15 protein-coding genes and 1 riboswitch are annotated in these 16,499 nt (G+C 69.0%); of the genes, 11 read left to right on the top strand and 4 right to left on the bottom strand.

Annotation, left to right across the window (positions count from 1 at the left end; translation table 11 throughout):
• The first annotated feature begins 70 nt into the window (after window positions 1–70).
• From LPH33_RS19375 to LPH33_RS19360, 4 genes are all read left to right on the top strand, one after another.
• Window positions 71–931 carry a DUF559 domain-containing protein gene (locus LPH33_RS19375; protein WP_229565501.1) on the top strand — a complete coding sequence of 287 codons (861 nt, stop codon included), beginning with the start codon at window positions 71–73 and terminating at the stop codon, window positions 929–931.
• A gap of 124 nt (window positions 932–1,055) precedes the next feature.
• The gene (gene fgd / locus LPH33_RS19370; protein WP_229565499.1) at window positions 1,056–2,069 is read left to right on the top strand and encodes a glucose-6-phosphate dehydrogenase (coenzyme-F420); all 1,014 of its coding nucleotides are present in this window, start codon (window positions 1,056–1,058) and stop codon (window positions 2,067–2,069) included.
• A 125-nt stretch (window positions 2,070–2,194) separates the two neighbouring features.
• Window positions 2,195–4,279, top strand: a complete 2,085-nt coding sequence (pta, locus tag LPH33_RS19365) for a phosphate acetyltransferase (protein ID WP_229565497.1) — start codon at window positions 2,195–2,197, stop codon at window positions 4,277–4,279.
• Entirely contained in the window at window positions 4,276–5,490 is a 1,215-nt protein-coding gene (locus LPH33_RS19360; protein WP_229565495.1) for an acetate/propionate family kinase, read from the top strand. Before pta ends, LPH33_RS19360 begins: the two co-directional genes overlap by 4 nt.
• Window positions 5,491–5,497: 7 nt before the next feature.
• On the opposite strand, the gene LPH33_RS19355 is transcribed toward LPH33_RS19360, so the two are convergent.
• Genes LPH33_RS19355 through LPH33_RS19345 form a run of 3 tightly spaced genes read right to left on the bottom strand, consistent with a single transcriptional unit; the run spans window position 5,498 to window position 10,190 of the window.
• A complete protein-coding gene (locus LPH33_RS19355) occupies window positions 5,498–7,882 on the bottom strand; it encodes a tetratricopeptide repeat protein (protein ID WP_420714451.1) in 2,385 nt (794 codons plus the stop codon).
• The gene (locus tag LPH33_RS19350; RefSeq protein WP_229565492.1) at window positions 7,879–8,841 is read right to left on the bottom strand and encodes a glutamate ABC transporter substrate-binding protein; all 963 of its coding nucleotides are present in this window, start codon (window positions 8,839–8,841) and stop codon (window positions 7,879–7,881) included. The genes LPH33_RS19355 and LPH33_RS19350 overlap by 4 nt, the downstream gene beginning before the upstream one ends.
• Window positions 8,838–10,190: a hypothetical protein gene (locus LPH33_RS19345; protein ID WP_229565491.1), complete on the bottom strand. Its 1,353-nt coding sequence runs from the start codon at window positions 10,188–10,190 to the stop codon at window positions 8,838–8,840. Before LPH33_RS19345 ends, LPH33_RS19350 begins: the two co-directional genes overlap by 4 nt.
• 136 nt (window positions 10,191–10,326) lie before the next feature.
• Between LPH33_RS19345 and LPH33_RS19340 the strand changes: the two genes are divergently transcribed.
• Window positions 10,327–11,181, top strand: coding sequence for an NUDIX hydrolase (locus tag LPH33_RS19340; RefSeq protein ID WP_229565489.1), 855 nt, complete (start codon window positions 10,327–10,329; stop codon window positions 11,179–11,181).
• Window positions 11,182–11,202: 21 nt separating this feature from the next.
• Here the strand turns inward: LPH33_RS19340 and thiE are convergent, their stop codons facing one another.
• A complete protein-coding gene (thiE, locus tag LPH33_RS19335) occupies window positions 11,203–11,892 on the bottom strand; it encodes a thiamine phosphate synthase (protein ID WP_229565488.1) in 690 nt (229 codons plus the stop codon).
• Between the two features lie 28 nt (window positions 11,893–11,920).
• A riboswitch (TPP riboswitch) is annotated at window positions 11,921–12,033 on the top strand.
• Here thiE and thiO point away from each other — a divergent pair.
• The 6 genes from thiO (at window position 12,030) to LPH33_RS19305 (ending at window position 16,482) form a co-directional block, all read left to right on the top strand.
• Window positions 12,030–13,094, top strand: a complete 1,065-nt coding sequence (gene thiO / locus LPH33_RS19330) for a glycine oxidase ThiO (protein WP_229565486.1) — start codon at window positions 12,030–12,032, stop codon at window positions 13,092–13,094. Its footprint overlaps the riboswitch before it by 4 nt.
• Entirely contained in the window at window positions 13,091–13,303 is a 213-nt protein-coding gene (thiS, locus tag LPH33_RS19325) for a sulfur carrier protein ThiS (RefSeq protein WP_006553656.1), read from the top strand. The genes thiO and thiS overlap by 4 nt, the downstream gene beginning before the upstream one ends.
• Complete coding sequence (locus LPH33_RS19320) at window positions 13,296–14,081, top strand: thiazole synthase (protein ID WP_006553655.1); 786 nt, start codon at window positions 13,296–13,298, stop codon at window positions 14,079–14,081. Before thiS ends, LPH33_RS19320 begins: the two co-directional genes overlap by 8 nt.
• A 90-nt stretch (window positions 14,082–14,171) precedes the next feature.
• Window positions 14,172–14,705, top strand: coding sequence for a hypothetical protein (locus LPH33_RS19315; protein ID WP_229565484.1), 534 nt, complete (start codon window positions 14,172–14,174; stop codon window positions 14,703–14,705).
• A gap of 68 nt (window positions 14,706–14,773) precedes the next feature.
• Window positions 14,774–15,703 carry an ABC transporter ATP-binding protein gene (locus tag LPH33_RS19310; RefSeq protein ID WP_229565483.1) on the top strand — a complete coding sequence of 310 codons (930 nt, stop codon included), beginning with the start codon at window positions 14,774–14,776 and terminating at the stop codon, window positions 15,701–15,703.
• Complete coding sequence (locus LPH33_RS19305; RefSeq protein WP_229565481.1) at window positions 15,703–16,482, top strand: ABC transporter permease; 780 nt, start codon at window positions 15,703–15,705, stop codon at window positions 16,480–16,482. Before LPH33_RS19310 ends, LPH33_RS19305 begins: the two co-directional genes overlap by 1 nt.
• The last annotated feature ends 17 nt before the right edge of the window (window positions 16,483–16,499 follow it).

Here is a 16,499-nt window from a genome sequence, read left to right as displayed (position 1 = left end):
CGTCGAAAGTTGTCCACAGGCGGGGGATTCGGGTTACCGGCGGGACCGGAGACCGGGCACGCTCGCGCTCATGGTCGACTTCCACGAACCGTTCGCCGGCACCGATGCACTGGCGGCCGGGCTGGTGACGCGGTACCGACTTCGGCACCACTTCGTGAAGCTTCATCGCAATGTGTACGTCGCTCCGGGAGTCGAAGCGACCGCACTGCTGCGCGCGAAGGCAGCCTGGCTGTGGGCGGGAGGTAGAGGGGTACTGGCCGGACCGTCCGCAGCCACCGTGCACGGGACCCGTTGGCTCGACGCGTCGTTGCCCGCGGAGATCGTGCGACCCGGAAAACTGCACTCGACGCCGGGCATCATCGTTCGCAGCGTCGACGACATCGAATCCTGCGTCGTCGACGGAATGACGGTGACGATACCGGCCCGAACGGCCTTCGACCTCGCGCGCGGTGCGGACCTCGATCGGTGCGTCGAAATGGTGGACGCGCTCTGCAATGCGACCGGAACGAAGGTCCACGAGATCGAAGCGGTGGCCGCTCGGAACAAGGGCGCTCGGCACCTCGCGTCCGTACGGAAGGTTCTCGAACTCGTCGACGGAGGTGCCGCGTCACCACCGGAGACGCACACGCGGCTGCTGATCGTCCGGTCCGGTCTGCCCGTGCCGGAGACGCAGATCGAGATCTACGACGGTGGGCGGTTCGTGGCACGTGCGGACATGGGCTGGAAGCAGTGGAGGGTCCTCGTCGAGTACGACGGTGCGCAGCACTGGACCGATCGAGTACAGCGGACCATCGACATCGACCGCTACGCGTTGCTGTCGGAGCTGGGTTGGACCGTGGTGCGTGTCGGCGCCGACCTGCTGTATCGACGACCGCAGGTTCTCGTCGAGAGGGTGCGACGCGCGTTGCACCGCGCCGGTGCCCTCGGGTGACCTGTCGAGACCGGTGTTGTGTGCGATTTTTCCGTGAATTTCGAACACAACATCGGTCTCGACCGACGACCAGCGTCCGGTGGGCATACTCGGGGCATCGGAACGCGAACGGTCGGAGGAATCTGTGGCTCAGGGTTTGAAGTTGGGATACAAGGCGTCGGCGGAGCAGTTCGGTCCGCGCGAGTTGGTCGAGTTGGGTGTGCTCGCCGAGGCGCACGGGATGGATTCGGCGACGGTGTCGGATCATTTCCAGCCGTGGCGGCACAACGGTGGGCATGCCCCGTTCTCGCTGGCGTGGATGACCGCGGTGGGGGAGCGCACCGAACGCCTGCAGCTGGGCACGAGTGTGCTCACGCCGACGTTCCGGTACAACCCGGCGGTGATCGCGCAGGCCTTCGCGACGATGGGGTGTTTGTATCCGGGGCGGATCTTCCTCGGGGTCGGCACCGGTGAGGCTCTGAACGAGATCGCCACCGGATATTCCGGGCAGTGGCCGGAGTTCAAGGAACGTTTCGCCCGGTTGCGCGAATCGGTGCGGTTGATGCGCGAGCTGTGGCGCGGGGATCGGGTGGATTTCGAGGGCGAGTACTACACCACCAAGGGGGCGTCGATCTACGACGTGCCCGAGGGCGGCATCCCGGTCTACGTCGCCGCGGGCGGCCCGGTGGTGGCGCGCTATGCCGGACGGGCCGGTGACGGGTTCATCTGCACCTCGGGTAAGGGCATGGAGCTCTACACCGACAAGCTGCTGCCGGCGGTGGCGGAGGGTGCGGAGAAGGCCGAGCGCGATGTCGCGGGGATCGACAAGATGATCGAGATCAAGATCTCGTACGATACCGATCCGGACAAGGCCCTGGAGAACACCCGGTTCTGGGCGCCGCTGTCTCTCACCCCGGAGCAGAAGCATTCCATCGACGATCCGATGGAGATGGAAGCAGCGGCGGATGCGTTGCCGATCGAGCAGGTCGCCAAGCGGTGGATCGTGGCGTCGGATCCGGACGAGGCGGTCGAGCAGGTCAAGTCGTATGTCGATGCGGGGTTGAATCATCTGGTGTTCCACGCGCCGGGTCATGATCAGAAGCGGTTCCTGGAGTTGTTCGAACGCGACCTCGCCCCCCGCCTGCGCGCACTCGGCTGATATCGCCACCGGCGAAGGTGCCGCCTCTCCCCGGAGAGAAGCGGCACCTTTTCTGTATCGCAGCCCTTCGGGGCATGCGCGTCGGTACACCGGACGGAGCAAAGTTTGCAGTTAGGGTGGAATCCATGAGTGCTGCTGCAGGGTCCGTCTCGAGCATCTACATCGCAGCTCCGGAAGGGGACACCGGGAAATCGACCGTCGCCCTGGGGGTGCTGCAGACGCTGTGCGCGTCCACCGCCCGCGTCGGTGTCTTCCGGCCCATCGCGCGCTCCGACAGCGACATCGACTACATCCTCGAACTGTTGCTCGAACACACCACCGTCGACCTCTCCTACGAGGACTGCATCGGTGTCACCTACGACGACGTCCACGACGACCCGGACGCCGCGCTCAGCGACATCGTCGGCAAGTACCACGCGGTGGCCGATCGCTGCGACGCCGTCGTCATCGTCGGTAGCGACTACACCGAGATCGCCAACCCCAGCGAGCTGTCGTACAACGCCCGCATCGCGGCGAACCTCGACGCTCCGGTGCTGCTCGTCCTGCGCGGTTCCCGCCGTACCCCCGCCGAGATCGCGCAGCTCGCCGGTGTGTGCGCGAACGAGCTGGCGGGGCAACACGCGCATCTCGGTGCGGTGGTGGTGAACCGCTGCGATCCCGACGCACTCGACGACATCGCGCAGGCACTCGACGACCGCACCGAACCGGTGTGGACGCTCCCGGAGGTCCCGGCGCTGGTCGCGCCGACGATGGCGGAACTGCAGACCGCGATCGGAGGCGAGCTCTACAGCGGCGACCCCGACCTGCTACAGCGGGAAGCGCTGCGCATCATGGTCGGTGGCATGACCGCCGAGCGGATTCTGGAGCGCCTCACCGACGGCATCGTCGTGATCGCTCCCGCCGACCGCTCCGACGTCATCCTCGCGCTGGTCAACGCCAATGCCGCCGAAGGTTTCCCGACGCTCGCCGGCATCATCATGAACGGTGGTCTGCTACCGCATCCGATGATCGCGCAGCTCGTTGCGGCTCTGAAACCGTCGCTGCCGATCCTCACCACCGAACTCGGTACCTTCGATACCGCCTCGGCAGCCGACCGCACCCGCGGCCGCATGGCCCTCGGTGCGCAGCGCAAGATCGACACGGCCCTCGCGCTCATGGAACGGCACGTCGACTCGCACTCCCTGCTCGACCGGCTGCGACTGCCGCGACCGTCCGTGACAACCCCACAGATGTTCGAATACCAGCTCATCGACCGGGCACGGGCCCAGCAGCGACACATCGTGCTGCCCGAGGGCGAGGACGATCGCGTCCTCAGAGCTGCCGGGCGTGTGCTCCAGCGCGGCATCGCGAGGCTGACGATCCTCGGCGACGAGGCGGCCGTCCGCCAGCGGGCATCGGAACTCGGGGTGGACCTGTCGGAGGCGCAGATCCTCGACCCGCGCACCTCCGAGCACGCCGACCGGTTCGCGGAGGAGTACGCGCGGTTGCGTGCCCACAAGGGCATGACCGTCGATCGTGCACGCGAGATCATGCGCGACATATCGTATTTCGGTACGATGATGGTTCACCTGGGCCTGGCCGACGGCATGGTGTCGGGTGCGGCGCACACCACCGCCCACACCATCCGTCCCGCACTCGAGATCATCAAGACCGAACCGGGTGTCTCCACGGTGTCGAGCATCTTCCTGATGTGCCTCGCCGACCGCGTGCTTGCGTACGGTGACTGCGCCGTCGTCCCCGACCCGACCGCCGATCAGCTCGCCGACATCGCGATCTCGTCCGCCGCGACTGCCGCCCGGTTCGGCATCGATCCGCGGGTCGCGATGCTGTCGTACTCCACCGGCGAATCCGGTTCGGGCGCCGATGTCGACAAGGTCCGCTCGGCCACGACGTTCGTACGGGAGCGGCGCTCCGACCTGCTCGTGGAGGGGCCGATCCAGTACGACGCGGCGATCGAACCGACGGTCGCGAGCGCGAAGCTGCCCGACTCCGACGTCGCCGGTCGCGCCACGGTGTTCATCTTCCCGGACCTGAACACCGGCAACAACACCTACAAGGCCGTGCAGCGCAGCGCCGGTGCCGTCGCCGTCGGACCGGTCCTGCAGGGACTGAACAAGCCGGTCAACGACCTCTCCCGAGGCGCCCTGATCCAGGACATCGTCAACACCATCGCCATCACCGCGATCCAGGCGCAGGAGGAAGACGCGTGAGCAGCCCGAACCCGGCCACCGCAGGCACCGTCCTGGTCCTCAACTCCGGATCCTCGTCGATCAAGTTCCAGCTGATCGAACCGGAGAGCGGAAAGTCGCTGGCGCACGGACTGATCGAGCGGATCGGGGAACCGGAGGGCCGGATCGTCTTCCACCACACGGCGGGGGCGGACGAACGCAACGACGCCATCGTCGACCACCGGACCGGACTGCGTGCGGTACTGGAGATGCTCGAAGGGCTTGGCCGTCCGCTGCACGAGGTGGGCATCGTCGCCGTCGGACACCGACTCGTGCACGGCGGCAAGGTCTTCTACGAACCGACCCTGATCGACGACGACGTGGTCCGCGCCGTCGACGAATTGTCGATCCTTGCGCCCCTACACAATCCGGCGAACGTCGTGGGAATGGAGGTCGCGCGGGAGGAACTGCCCGACATCCCCCATGTGGGTGTCTTCGACACCGCCTTCTTCCACGGTCTTCCGCCGCACGCGGCGACCTATGCGATCGACCGCGACATCGCCCACAAGCACGACATCCGGCGGTACGGATTCCACGGTACTTCACACGAATACGTGTCGGGGCGTGCCGCGGAGTTCCTCGGACGCGACATCGCGGACCTGAATCTGGTTGTGCTCCATCTGGGTAACGGTGCGTCGGCGTCGGCGGTCGCAGGTGGGAGCCCGATCGACACCTCGATGGGACTGACCCCGCTCGAGGGTCTCGTCATGGGCACGCGCAGCGGCGACATCGATCCGGGTGTCGTCATGCACCTCAACCGGGCGGCCGGGTTGAAGGTCGACGCCATCGACGACCTGCTCAACCGGCATTCGGGCCTGAAGGGGCTGTCGGGTGTCAACGACTTCCGGGCTCTGCTGAAGCTCGTCGGCGAGGGCGACGAGGACGCGCGACTCGCGTACGAAGTCTACGTGCATCGCATCCGGAAGTACGTGGGCGCCTACACCTTCGAGCTCGGCGGCGTCGACGCGATCGTGTTCACCGGTGGGGTGGGGGAGAACAACGTCGACGTCCGGCGCGACAGCCTCTCCGGCCTCGACCGGCTCGGCATCGTCGTCGACGATGCGCGCAACACTGCCGACGACGACGGGGAACGCCGGATCTCGGCCGACTCGTCGCAGGTGGAGGTTCTCGTGATCCCCACGAACGAGGAACTCGCCATCGCCCGCGCGGCCGTGCAGTTCGCCCGGCGCTGACTTCTGATCAGGTCAAACTGCGCGGCCGGATCGCGTTCGCGAGGTCGACGAGGGTGTAGCGGTGTGTGCGGGAAGGGGCGTTGCGCGCCAATTGCCGCAGCGCCGCCTCGGTGCCCAGGCGCAGTCCCTTCTCGGTGAACGGTACGTCGAGGATGCGGTCGTACTCGCGACTCGACGCCCGTCCGCTGCGCACCCATTCGAGCGCCGTCCCGAGGACCAGTGCGCGCATCTGCAGGGCGCGACCCTCATCGGGAGGCAGCGACGCGATCCGGTGCGCGGCCTCCCGCAGATCCGTCTCGGAGATCTCCTCGACGCGACCACCTCGTAACAGGGCCAGGGCGGCGGTCATGGTCGCTGCACTGTGGTGCCGGGAGGTCGTGGGGACCTCGTCGAGTACGTCGACGGCGGCACGGATCTCGTCGCGGGCGGTGAGCTGGCGTGCCAACCCGAAGGCCGCGCTGACGACGGCGTGATCGGTGCGCCAGACGACCCGATAGGACTGCTCGCAGAAGCGTCGCCACGCGTCGGGGTCGTCGCTCTCCCAGTGCTGCAGCGTCAGTTCGGCGGTGGCTCCGAGCGCGATCTTCGGAGCGATCTCGCCCGGAAGAGCCTGCAGCACCTTGTCGAACCGGGCGAACGCGGCCTCGTAGTCGTCCTGCAGCAGTTCGGCGATGCCGGCGTACCAGTCCATGCGCCAGTCGTCGCCGGACTCGCGCTCGAGGCGGGTGAGGATTTCCACCGCGATGTCGACCTGCCCGAGATCGAGATGGGCGCGGACCTCGGCGAGGGTGATCTCCTTGGAGAACGACACATCGGATGCCCCGACGACCCGCCCGACCCCGTTCTCGCGCGCGTGTCGGAGCGAGTCGAGGGTCTGCTGCGGTTCGCTGTGCACCGCTGCGGCGAGGAGCGCGGCACTCGGATCGTTGGGGTCGAGCAGCGGGACGGGCAGCGCTGCCGCGACATCCTGTCCCCGCAGTGTGGGGTCGCGCTCGATCCCGTCGGCGTAGACGTCGGTGGGGACGAGCGCCTCGTCGGTGCCGAAGGTCGTGCGGGGCGGGCTGAACAGCCGGGACAGCCCGGGATGTTCGGTGCCGAGTTTCTTCGACAGGATCTCGCGCAGCACACCGGTGAGCTGTCCCTGCAGTTCGTCGGCGGACGAGAAGCGCTGCTGCGGATCGGGGTTCGTGGCCCGCAGGAGCAGGCGGTGGAAGGAGTCGAACTCGTCGAGCAGGGGCGCCTGCTCGGGGGTGGGCAGACCGTCGCGGTACCGGCCCTTGTCCGATGGCATGTCGAGGGTGAGGACCGCGAGTGTGCGTCCGACCGTGTAGATGTCGCTCGCGACCGTCGGCCCGGTCCGGACGATCTCGGGTGCCTGATATCCCGGCGTCCCGTACAGATAGCCGTATCCCTCGATCGCGGAGACGGCGCCGAGGTCGATGAGTTCGATCTGCTCGTCGGTGACCATGATGTTCTCGGGCTTGAGGTCGTTGTAGACCAGTCCGATGTCGTGCAGATACTGCAGTGCCGGTAGCACTTCGAGCATGTATGCGATGGCCTGCTCGACGGGGATGCGGTTCGGTGGGGGATAGTTGTCGAGCACGGTACGCAGGGTGTGACCACCCAGGTACTCCATGACGATGTATCCCATCGGGGTGCCGTCGGGTGAGGGGTGCTCGACGAAGTTGTAGATCTGCACGATGCTCGGATGGCTGACCTCGGCCAGGAACTGGCGTTCGGCCACCGCGACCGCCTGGGCCTCGGCGTCGCCACCCTGCAGCAGGCCCTTCAGCACTACCCAGCGGTCGCTCACGTTGCGGTCGATCGCGAGGTAGATCCATCCCAGTCCGCCGTGGGCGAGACAACCCTGCACCTCGTACTGCCCGGCGACGAGGCCCCCGCGGTGCAGGGCCGGAGTGAACTGGAAATGTGTTCCGCACTGGGGGCAATCACCTTCTGTGGGACCCGGCCCCGACGGGGTGCTGCGTCCCACCGGTTGTCCGCACTTCGCGCAGAACCTCTTGCCTTCGGAGACGTGAGGATCGCGGAGGACGGCGTCGACCGGATCCTTCGTGGTGGGGACCGGCACGTCGACGAGGCCGGCGATGCGGCGACGCTGGGTTCCGCGCGGCCGGATGCGACGGCTCGACGAGCGCTGAGAGGACGAGCCCGACCAGATCGAGGACCGCTGGGTGGATTCGGACCGCGTGGTGGGGGCGGGACCGCGTTCGGTGGTGGGCCCGGTATCCCCGGTCGCCCGCGCGGTGGCCGGTCCGGAGTCTCGGGTCGACGGTTCGGTCGCGGGTCCGGAATCCGCTGCACGTTCGGTGGCGGGGCCGGAATCGGCCGACGGGGTATCGGCCGGTTCGGGTTCGTCGGACATGGCCGTCACTTCCGGTAGTTCGGTGTCGGGGGTGACGGAGTGGGACCGAGCACCCGCAGGTACTTCTCGTACAGCGCCGTCCACGTCCCGTCGGAACGGATCCGTTCGAGGGTGGCGTTGACGAACCGTACGAGCTCGTCGCTGCCCAGCCGGATTCCGATTCCGTACGGCTCCGATCCCAGGGAGGGGCCGACGAGTTCGAGGTAGGGGTCCTGCGAGGCGAGTCCGGCGAGGATCGTGTCGTCGGTGCTCACGGCGTCGACCTGCTGTTGCTGGAGGACGACGAGGCAGTCGGCCCACGACGGCACGGTGAGGATCGACGCCGACGGCTGCACCTCCCGCATCCGGAGCAGCGAGGTCGTGCCCTCGACGATGCATACGCGCCGGCCGGCGAGATCTGCGGCGGAGCGGATGTCGGAACCCCGGACGACGAGCACGCGCTGCTGGGCCCGGAAGTACTCGGTGGAGAAGTCGACCTTCTCGCGACGGGCGCACGTGATGCTCATGGTCTTCGCGACGATGTCGACGGTGGAGTCCTGCAGCGCCTTCTCGCGCTCGGCCGACGACAGGATGCGGTAGTCGACGAGAGCGGGATCGCCCAGGAGGTCGCGGGCGATCTCGCGCGCGATGTCGACGTCGAAACCGGTGATGCGCCCGGTCGCGGTGTCGCGGTAGCTCATGAGGTTGCTGCCGGTGTCGAGGCCGACGATCAGCCGGCCGCGTTTGCGGATCCGATCGATCGCAGGTCCGGTGGCGTTCGGGTCCGGGGGAAGCGAGGCGGTGGGATCGCCGCAGTCGGGGGCGGGCGGTGTGGCCACCGACGACTCGAGCATCCGCGCGTTCTCGGGGAGCGGGAGAGAGGTCGTCGTCCCCTGGAGGCCGGGGGCGCGCGGTGGGGGATCGGTCGCGCACCCGCCGGCGAGTGCGGCGACGACGCACAGGCCCGCGACGAGAACGCGCTCTCTCACTGGTACTCCTTCAACCGGGGCCGGAGACCGACCCAGACGCCGACCAGCGCCACCGTCAGCAGCACCACCGACATCGGTGCGAGGCCGGCGAGGGTGCGGGAGGCGCGGAACTCGTTGTCGCGCAGTTCGGTGCGGGTGTCGTCGATTCCTTCCGTCAGAGCAGCATCGAGAGCGACGAACCGCGCGGTGGACTCGCCGGGACCTGCGCCGACCGCGAGGACCGAGGCCGCTGCGTAGTCGCCGCGGACGAGGGCGTCGACCATGCGTGCATGCGAGTTGATCCAGGCGTCGTGCGCCGACCGGGCGGTCTCCACCGCCTCGGTGCCGGCCTCGAGGGCGGAATCGCGACCGTACTCGTCGAGGATGTCGCCGAGGCGCGCCATGTTGGTCCCGAAGGTGTCGTCGTACGCGCCGGTCGTGTCGCGCCGGGCGATCAGCAGGGTCTCGGCGGTACGCGACTGCTGGGCGAGGATCCGTCCCTCGGTGAGATCGGCGAGCGGTGCCGCACCGCGCTCGATTGCGCGTTCGGTGGCACTCGACGAGGCCAGGCCGGCGACGAGCAACCAGCACAGCAGCGCGCCGGTCGCGCCGATCGCGACGAGGATTCCGGGATTGAGGGTGCGACGACTACGGCGGCTCACAACGACGTGCGCCACGCACAGGGCGGCGACCGTGACGAGGAGCAGCCCGATGGCGAGCCAGGGCGGTCGCACCGCGTCGCGCTGGGTGTCCTCGACGGCGGCGACACCGCGCGTGTGCAGTTCCTGTGCGGCGGGGAGCAGTTCGGTCTGCATCAGGTGCGAGGCCTCGCCGAGATATGCGGCGCCGACCGGATGCCCGGTGCGGTTGTTGGTGCGAGCCGTCTCGATGAGACCCGTATAGACGGGCAGCAGCCGCCCGATCTCCGTCAGGTTGTGTGCGGTCTCGCGGTCGGCGTCGGTCAGGCCGGTCGAAGCGATGACGAGATATTCCGCGGCCTCGTTGGTCGCCCGGATATAGCGACTGCGCACCGCCTCCGGTTCGAGTCCTCCCGAGATGAAGCCCGTCACGGCGGCGGCGTCGGCCACCGAGAGTGCGCTGTAGAGATTCTGGGCCGCGCTGGCGAGCGGCTCGATGGACGCGAGGAGACGATCGTGGGTGGCCTGCCTGCCGGACACCATCGTTGCGGAGACCGCTGCCGAGGCAACGAGCAGCACGGTGAGCACCACCCCGAGGACCACCAACCGGACCGGCGTGGATCGGAGCAGGGCACGGGCGTCGTCGAACCGGGCGTCCGGAGTGTCCGTATCGGCGTCGTCGCGGATGTGGCTCTCGACAGGCGCGAAGGGAGGGGTGATCCGTACGTCCACCGGGCACTCCCTTCCTCGTGTCGAGCGGTCTGAGGGGAGCATATAAGCAGCCCGGCGGTATTGTTGCCGTCCACGGACGGCGGGATCCGGTACCGGGCACAGGTCCGGGCGAGGGCGGATCGGAGAGGCGGACGCAATGCGTGGAGACGGTGACGGCTGGGCGGTCGGACCGGACGGTGAGAAGCGCTGGGGACGACACGGCGCCGCAGGTCTGCTGCTGCGCGCTCCGCTCGCGGACGGTCGCCCCGCGGTTCTCCTGCAGCACCGGGCGGCATGGTCGCACCAGGGAGGCACCTGGGCACTTCCCGGTGGAGCCCGCGACTCGCACGAGAGCACCGTCGACGCCGCCGTGCGGGAGGCCCACGAGGAGGCCGGCATCGATGTCGCGGCCGTGACGGTGCGCGCCGAACGTGTCACCTCCGGTCTCGCGGGCGGATGGACCTACACCACCGTCGTCGCCGACGCCACCGAAACGCTCGTGACCAGCCTCAACCAGGAGAGCACCGAACTGCGCTGGGTGCCCGAATCGGAGGTCGAGGCGATGCCGCTGCACAGCGGCTTCGCCGAGGCGTGGCCGTCGCTGCGCACCTCACCGGTACGCATGCTGCTCGACACCGCGAACGTGCTCGGAGCGAGCGGCCCCACCGGATGGTGGCGCGACCGCCCCGGCGCGACGAGCGCCCTGCTCGCCGACCTCGCCGCGGTCCTGCCCCGCACCGTCGAATTTCCCGACGGCTCGTTCGGCTGGGTCCCCCGCGTCGAAGCGGTCCTCGAAGGGCACGCCCGCGACGCGACGATCGACGACGTCCGGATCCCGGTGCACAGCGCGGACGGCAGCGGCGACGACGAACTGGCCCGGCTGGCCTCCACTGCGACGGCCGTGGTGGATCCGGGGGTGACGGTCGTGGTCACCGCCGATCGCGGCCTGCGCGCGCGGCTGCCCGAGGGCACGATCGCGATGTCGCCCTCGGCCGTGCTGGGCTGGTTGTAGCCCTCAGGCCGGCAGCAGCCCTCAGGCAGGCAGCGCAGCCTTGAGCGCCGCGGCGGCTGTCCGCGGATCGGAGGCTTTCGTGATCGCCCGGACCACCGCGACCCGCGTGGCACCGGCGTCGAGCACCTCGGGGAGCCGCTCGAGATCGATGCCGCCGATCGCGAACCACGGCCGTGCCGGCTGCGACTGCGCGACCTCGCGCGTCACCTCCAGCCCCGCGGCGGTGCGCCCCGGCTTGGTCGGGGTGTCCCACACCGGCCCGGACGCGAAGTAGTCGACGCCCTCCTCGATGTCGGCGAGCGCGGCCTGCGCCCGGCTCGACGTCGAGCGGCCGATGACGATCTCGTCGCCGAGGATCTGCCGCGCGTGCCGCACCGGCAGGTCGCCTTGACCGAGATGCAGGATGTCGGCGCCCGCCGCGAGCGCGATGTCGGCGCGGTCGTTCACGGCGAGGAGCGCACCGTGGCGCGCGCACGCCTCGCCGATGATCTCGAGCGCGGCGAGTTCCTCGCCCGCCTCGAGGCGTCCGAACTTCTTCTCGCCGGCCGAGTCCTTGTCGCGCAACTGGACGATGTCGACCCCACCGGCGAGAGCCTCCTCGACGAACCGTGCGAGGTCGCCGGTGTCCCGGCGGGCGTCGGTGCACAGGTACAACCGGGCGGTCGCGAGGCGGCCGCGCGGGTCGGGATGGTTGCCGCGATAGGTGGTCACGACCAAGACGGTAGCCTCTAGGCAGAAAGTGTGACGACACGGGAGTCCCGAGGTTCGCGGGGCTGAGAGGGGGCCTGCCGGTCCCGACCGTTATGACCTGACCCGGATCATGCCGGCGCAGGGAGTGAGGTGGACCAATGGCAACTGTGGCCGTCGTGGGTGGCGGAGTGATCGGGCTGTCGATCGCATGGCGCGCGGCCCGCTCAGGGCACATCGTGACCGTGCACGACCCGAATCCCGGTAGCGGTGCCTCGTGGGTGGCCGGCGGGATGCTGGCCCCGCTGTCCGAGGGCTGGCCCGGTGAGGACCACGTGCTGTCCCTGGGTGCGGCCTCGCTCGACCGCTGGCCCGGATTCGCGGAGGCACTGCGCGCGGAGACCGGCGTCGACGTGTTCACCGCCGAGGCGTCGCTGACCGTCGCGCTCGACGCGGCGGACGCGGCCGATCTGCGGACCGTCGCCGAATGGGTCGGGGAGCGGGGGCACGAGATGCGTCTGCTCTCCCGTGCGGAAATCCGGGAGTTCGAACCGTCCCTCGGTCCGAAGGTGCGTCTCGGACTGCTCGCACCCGCCGAGTCGTCGGTCGACAACCGTACGCTCGTCGACGCCCTGCGCGTCGCGGCCACCGCGGCCGGGGTGCGTTTCTCCGACGCCGCCGTCCACGATCTCGCCGACCTTCCCGACGATCAGGTGGTGCTCGCCGCCGGCTCGGCGTCGGCGCGACTGTGGCCGGGCCTTCCGGTCCGTCCGGTCAAGGGCGAGATCCTGCGCCTGCGGGTGCGGCCGGGCGCGACTCCGCCGCCGCAGCGCACCGTGCGCGCGAGTGTCCACGGACGCCCCGCCTATCTGGTGCCCCGCCACGACGGCCTCGTCGTGGGCGCCACACAGTACGAGGCGTCCGACACACAGGTCACGGTGGCCGGGGTGCGCGATCTGATCGCCGACGCCGAGAAGATCTTTCCTGCGCTCGGCGAGTACGAACTGTTCGAGGCGAGCGCGGGCCTGCGCCCGATGACCCCCGACAACCTGCCGCTGATCGGCCGGCTCTCCGATCGTGTCGTCGCCGCGACCGGCCACGGCCGCAACGGTGTGCTGCTCACGCCGCTCACCGTCGACGCGGTGCTCGCCGAACTCGGTGGGCGGTCGCTGGCCGACGCGCAGTACGCCTGTCCTGGACGAATTACGGAAGCGAGTGTGGGATGACGAACGTGTCCGTGGGCATCACCGTCAACGGTGAGGACAAGTACTACGACGCGGCCCCGACCGTGTCACAACTGCTGAACGAGCTCGGTCTGCCCGAGAAGGGCATCGCGGTCGCCGTCGACGGTGTCGTGTGCCCGCGTGGCCGCTGGTCGGAGCCGGTCACGCGCGGAGCGAGCATCGAGATCCTCACGGCGGTCCAGGGTGGCTGACACACACGATCCCGGCGCCGACCTGCCGCAGCTCACCATCGCCGGCCGCACCTTCGGGTCGCGGCTGATCACCGGCACCGGTGGCGCGGCGAACCTGGCCGTGCTCGAGGAGGCACTCGTCGCGTCGGGCACCGAACTGACCACCGTCGCGATGCGCCGCGTCGACGCGGCCTCTGGAACCGGTGTCCTCGACCTGCTGCGCCGCCTCGGCATCGAACCGCTGCCGAACACTGCCGGGTGCCGCGGCGCGAAGGAAGCCGTGCTGACCGCGCAGCTCGGGCGGGAGGCGCTGGAGACCGACTGGGTGAAACTCGAGGTCATCGCCGACGAACGGACGCTGCTGCCCGACGCCATCGAACTCGTCTCCGCGGCCGAACAACTCGTCGACGACGGCTTCGTCGTCCTGCCGTACACGACCGACGATCCCGTCCTCGCGCGACGCCTCGAGGACGTCGGTTGTGCCGCGGTGATGCCGCTCGGCTCGCCGATCGGGACCGGCCTCGGCATCTCGAACCCGCACCACATCGAGATGATCGTCGAGGCCGCGGGTGTGCCGGTGATCCTCGACGCGGGAATCGGAACCGCCTCCGACGCGGCGCTCGCGATGGAACTCGGTTGCGACGCCGTGCTGCTCGCGACCGCCGTCACCCGCGCGAAGGATCCGGCGCTGATGGCGTCGGCGATGCGGCACGCCGTCGAAGCGGGATTCCGTGCCCGGCACGCCGGCCGGATCCCGAAACGCTTCTGGGCCCAGGCGTCTTCGCCGATGGAGCCGTGACCGGTACGGGAACCCCTGAGCACCTTGGTGCTCAGGGGTTTTCCGATTATTGCGCGACGGGATACCGATCGGTCTGTACGCTCCCCGGGCATGACAGTTGCACACAGAATTTTCTCTGCCGCTGCTGCCGGGCTCATGGGCGCAGCCGTCGCCGTTGCGGCGCCGGGTGTCGCGGGCGCCCAGGAACCGTGTCAGATGGGCTGGTCGAACACCGGACCGAGGTCGTGCGCGACGACGGAGTTGTCCACGCCACCCGTGCTGACATTGGGCGACGGCATCTGCGCCGGCATCGTGCGCGCCGGTGGTACCGCCTTCGACGGCCCGCTCTACGAGTACTCCTCGGCGCCGGGTGCCACCCACGGGATCGAACTGCGGATCACGCAGGGCTACTCGCTTCTCGGCGAGTGGACGCCGAGCATCCTGAACTGCGACGTCACCGTCGCTTTCGACTGGCACAACCTCGACACCGGTGCCCGCGGTACGGAGACCCGCTTCGTGCCGGCCTTCCACACGAGCACCCGGCCCCTGTTCATGCACGTGTTCCCCGGGCCCGGCCGCGTCGCCCTGACGATGCGTACAGAGCGACCGAGCATCCCGGTCACCACCGAGGTCTTCGTCCCCTGACGCACCGCGTGCGGCTCCGGAGAGTGTGATCGGATGCGCTCGCCGGAGCCGCACGTAGGGTGGTGCGCATGATCGAAGTGACCGGCTTGACCAAGACCTTCGGGTCCACGACCGCGGTCGACGACCTGACGTTCACGGTCCGTCCCGGCATCGTCACCGGCTTCCTCGGCCCCAACGGGGCGGGGAAGTCCACCACGATGCGCATGATCCTGGGGCTGGACCGGCCGACCTCGGGAACCGCACTGATCGAAGGGAAGCCGTACAGCGAGCTGACACGGCCGCTCACCGCCGTCGGGGCGTTGCTCGACGCGAAGTGGGTGCATCCCAACCGGTCGGCGCGGTCGCATCTCGCCTGGCTGGCCGCGTCGAACGGTCTGCCCGCCTCGCGTGTCGACGAGGTTCTGCGCCAGGTGGGTCTGACGGAGGTCGCGGGCAAGCGCGCCGGCGGCTTCTCGCTCGGCATGTCGCAGCGACTCGGTCTCGCCGCCGCACTGCTCGGCAACCCGCGCGTGCTGCTGTTCGACGAACCGGTCAACGGCCTCGACCCCGAGGGCATCGTGTGGATCCGGCGGTTCATGCAGGCCCTCGCCGCGGAAGGCCGCACGGTGCTCGTGTCCAGCCACCTGCTCTCGGAGATGGCGCAGACCGCCGAACACCTCATCGTCATCGGCCGTGGACGGCTCATCGCCGACACCTCGGTGAAGGAGTTCGTCGACCGCGCGTCCGACTCGTTCGTCGTCGTGCGCAGCCCGCAGCTCGACGAGCTGCGCACCGCGCTCACCGAACGCGGGCACACCGTGCGGGAGGACGACGGTGCCCTGCACGTCTCGGGCGCTCCGGCGGCAGAGATCGGCGAACTCGCCGCGACCCGGTCGATCGTGCTGCACGAACTCGCGGGACGCAACGCGTCGCTCGAGGAAGCGTTCATGAAACTCACCGGTGGCGAGGTCGAATACCACGGATCCGGAGTCGACGACGTCATGAAGGGTGGACTGTGATGAGTACGGCGCTCGACACACTGCGGGCCGAACGGATCAAGCTCACGTCGGTGCAGTCACCGCTGTGGTGCACCCTCGTCATCGTCGCCCTCGGCCTGGGTCTGGCCGCGATCCTCGGGTCGGTCTCCCGCGCGTCGGCCGGGATGGACGACGAACTGGGGCGGTTCTATCCGACCGTGGACGTCGCGGTCAGCGGCGTCACCGGCTTCGGCGTGCTGGTGCTCATGATCCTCGCGGCACTGTCGGTCACCAGCGAGTACCGCTTCGGGGTCATCCGTACGACCTTCCAGGCCACCCCGAACCGCACCCTGCTCCTGACGATGAAGGCGCTGCTCATCGGCGTGCTGGGCGCGGTGCTGACACTCGCGGTCTCGTTCGGTGCCTTCTACCTCGCGAAGGCGCTGGCCGGGCCTGACGCAGGTCGCGAACTCGTCCTCAGCGGCGACACGGCGTGGCGCGCGGTCTACGGCACCGCGATCTACGCGTTCCTGTGCGTCTTCCTCGCGATCGGCGTGGGCACGCTGCTGCGGCAGTCGGCCGGCACGATCGCGCTGCTGATGCTGTGGCCGCTGCTGCTCGAATCGTTGTTCGCGCTGTTCGGTTCGGTGGGCCGCGAGATCCAACCGTTCCTGCCGTTCGCGAACGCGAACAACTTCCTGGGTATCGGGCAGGGAATCGAATTCCACTGGGGTCCATGGGGATCGCTCCTGTACTTCGCGGTCTTCTCGTTTCTGGTGTTCGCAGCCTCGCTCGTGGTGGTCAACCGCCGCGACGCCTGAGGTACTACCTCGACACG

It is taken from the genome of Rhodococcus sp. RDE2, assembly GCF_020885655.1.
Classification (GTDB): Bacteria; Actinomycetota; Actinomycetes; order Mycobacteriales; family Mycobacteriaceae; genus Rhodococcus; species Rhodococcus pyridinivorans.
The sequence above is the reverse complement of the archived record's forward strand: the minus strand, read 5'-3'. Positions and strand labels throughout refer to the sequence as shown.